Origin of the sequence: Brasilonema octagenarum UFV-OR1, from assembly GCF_963888615.1 — a bacterium.
GTDB classification, from domain to species: Bacteria; Cyanobacteriota; Cyanobacteriia; order Cyanobacteriales; family Nostocaceae; genus Brasilonema; species Brasilonema sennae.
The window spans coordinates 1-1,047 of sequence record NZ_CAWPKW010000399.1 but is presented as its reverse complement, the minus strand read 5'-3'; the positions used below and the strand labels follow the sequence as shown (position 1 = coordinate 1,047).

Sequence of the window (1,047 nt, the reverse complement as noted above, 5' to 3'; positions counted from 1 at the left end):
GATTTAGGGTGATAACAGCCCGATTGTCGCTAACTGCAAATGCTAACACCTCCTCATCCGGAATACCCAGATTGGCATTGCCAGCTTCCTGTACTGTTAAAACATCGTGTCCCATAGTCCGAAGCAGTTCACTTACTTTCCTGGGAAACTGTTCATCAGTATATAAACGCGCCATCGGTTAAGCAATCTCATTTGCGTGGATTACCGCTTCGATTTCTTCTGGATGAGCATCTGCATACGCCCAAGCATTTACCAAATCGGCAGCAGTGATGTGAGGATAGTCTTGTAAAAGTTGGGCTTCACTGATGCCAATACGACGCGCTTCGACTAATAACCAAACTGCAATGCGAGTTCCAGCAATACAAGCTTCTCCACCGCAGACACCAGGCGTTTTGCTTATGCCTTTGGCACCACTGCTGATAGTTTTAGTGAGGCTTTGGATAATTTCTGCTTTTTCAGTTGGGGGTAGTGCGAGAATCTGATTTTCCAGTTCTTTGAGGGTCATAGAACGCCAAGACTTATTGGGGCTTGGTTTGATTGTAGCCAACTGGTCACGGTGAAAGTTAACAAACGCGCTATGGGTGATGAATAAGAGTAGCAAGATGATCGCAGAAATCATACCCACTCATCTTTCATGGTTACGCTTTTCTATTTCGGCGATCGGCAGTAAAAATGTGCTTTCTATTCGTTGTCTTACATCAGCATTTATTTTACAACCATTATTCAAGCAGTCTGCCAGTAATTTGTTGGCAACATAATATTTATGAAATAGTTCCTGCTGTTGCTCGCTAAAATTCCAAACCTGACCAATATTGCGGTACTTAATAAGTATATTCTTGAATTTATTTAACCAGTCTTTACTGTTGTCTTCAAACCAGCGATCAAACTTTTCAACACAATATTCATACCGAGTGTTCAAAAACTTTTGGCTTCTGTGGCTAGGTAGTTTTGCTCTAAGCTGTTGCAATTCATGTAATAAGGCTGAATTAATATCATCAATTTTAAAACCTTCGATGAAGTCAATAATTTCTTTCATTACATATGGAC

General features: G+C 40.9%; 3 protein-coding genes. All 3 read right to left on the bottom strand.

Going from position 1 to position 1,047, the window contains the following annotated elements; genetic code table 11:
- On the bottom strand, positions 1 to 175 hold a 175-nt coding region (locus AC5590_RS34725; RefSeq protein WP_169269011.1), incomplete at its 3' end, for a DUF5615 family PIN-like protein.
- 3 nt (positions 176 to 178) lie between these two features.
- A complete protein-coding gene (locus AC5590_RS34720) occupies positions 179 to 505 on the bottom strand; it encodes a DUF433 domain-containing protein (RefSeq protein WP_169269012.1) in 327 nt (108 codons plus the stop codon).
- Between the two features lie 120 nt (positions 506 to 625).
- Positions 626 to 1,047 (bottom strand): NACHT C-terminal helical domain 2-containing protein (locus AC5590_RS34715; RefSeq protein ID WP_441293689.1); only part of this gene is annotated, 422 nt, incomplete at its 5' end.

What these genes read in the sequence shown, in the direction of transcription:
- AC5590_RS34720 (WP_169269012.1), bottom strand. Translation starts at nt 505, where the DNA reads ATGACCCTCAAAGAACTGGAAAATCAGATTCTCGCACTACCCCCAACT.